At 74.9% G+C, this 1,325-nt stretch carries 1 protein-coding gene and 2 pseudogenes; all 3 read left to right on the forward strand.

The window, feature by feature from the left end; translation table 11 throughout:
• Positions 1-675, forward strand: a pseudogene (locus tag B7767_RS29535) (lanthionine synthetase C family protein); the annotation flags it as partial.
• Positions 672-800: a SapB/AmfS family lanthipeptide gene (locus tag B7767_RS29540; protein ID WP_006130296.1), complete on the forward strand. Its 129-nt coding sequence runs from the start codon at positions 672-674 to the stop codon at positions 798-800. The pseudogene B7767_RS29535 and the gene B7767_RS29540, both read left to right, overlap by 4 nt.
• A 117-nt stretch (positions 801-917) precedes the next feature.
• Positions 918-1,325, forward strand: a pseudogene (locus B7767_RS29545) (ABC transporter ATP-binding protein); the annotation flags it as partial.

A 1,325-nucleotide genomic window follows, 5' to 3' on the forward strand; every position in this document is an offset into this window, starting at 1 on the left:
GGCCGGGCGCGTGCGGGGCTGCTGCACGGCGCGGCGGGACGCGCCCTGCTCTTCCTGCGGCTGTACGAACGCGACGGGGACCCCGCCCTGCTCGACCTCGCGCGGGACGCGCTGCGCCAGGACCTCGCCCGCTGCGTCCGCGGCGCGGGCGGCGCCCTGCAGGTCGACGAGGGCTGGCGCACCATGCCCTACCTGGGCGCGGGCAGCGTGGGCATCGGCATGGTGCTCGACGACTACCTGGCGCACCGGGAGGACGAGGAGTTCGAGCGGGCGAGAGGCGAGATCGTGGCCGCGGCGCAGGCCATGTTCTACGCCCAGCCGGGCCTGTACCGGGGTGTGTCCGGGATGGTGCTGTACCTCGCCCGCACGACGGCCGGGGCGCCCGGCACCGGTCCGGAGGCCGTCCGGCGTCAGCTCGACGCGCTGTCCTGGCACGCCATGGCCTACCGCGGCCGGCTCGCCTTCCCCGGTGAGCAGATGATGCGCCTGTCCATGGACCTTTCCACGGGCACGGCCGGATGTCTGCTGGCCGTCGCCTCCGTCCACGGTGCCCCGCCCGCCGGGCTGCCGTTCCTTCCGCCGCCGCGCACGCGGGGCGGCCACATGACTCGGCCCCTCCCGGGGGTCGTGATGAAAGAAGACAACCCGTTGTCCCACGAAGGGAAGATGTCATGAACCTGTTCGACCTGCAGTCGATGGAGACCCCCAAGGAAGAGGCCATGGGGGACGTCGAGACCGGCAGCCGCGCGAGCCTGCTGCTCTGCGGCGACAGCAGCCTGAGCGTCACCACCTGTAACTGACGCCGGTGTCGACCGCCGCGGCGACGCGGTGAGTCATGTCGTTCGGCTCCGGCGCCCCGGGCTTCGGCCCGGGGCGCCGTCGCCTTTCCCGGTGGACGGACGGAAGGAGATCGGCCGGTGCTGACGACCGGGTTCCGGGCGCGGGACGGAGCCGGCGGCGCGGGGCCGGGGCGCACGCCCGAGGTACTGGTCCTGCTGTGCTCGGTCGGAGCGGCCGCGGCGACGGTGGCCCAGCCCTTCGCCCTCGGCCGCACACTGGACCTGCTCCTGCGCGACGGCGGAGCCGACGGCGCCGCGGGACGCTGGCTGGCGCTCAGCGCCGCACTGCTCCTCGGCGAACTGCTCCTCGACAGCCTCACCTCCCTGTTCACCGGCCGCTGCAACGCCGGCTGGACGGCCTCCGTCCGCTCCCGTGCCCTCGACGGCCTGCTGCGCGCCGTACCGGAGCGCGCGGCGCCCTTCACGCCGGGGGACGTCGGAACCCGCCTGACCCTCAACGCCGCCGACGCGGGCGGCGCCCCGGCG

Source organism: Streptomyces sp. 13-12-16 (assembly GCF_002114215.1).
Taxonomy (GTDB): domain Bacteria; phylum Actinomycetota; class Actinomycetes; order Streptomycetales; family Streptomycetaceae; genus Streptomyces.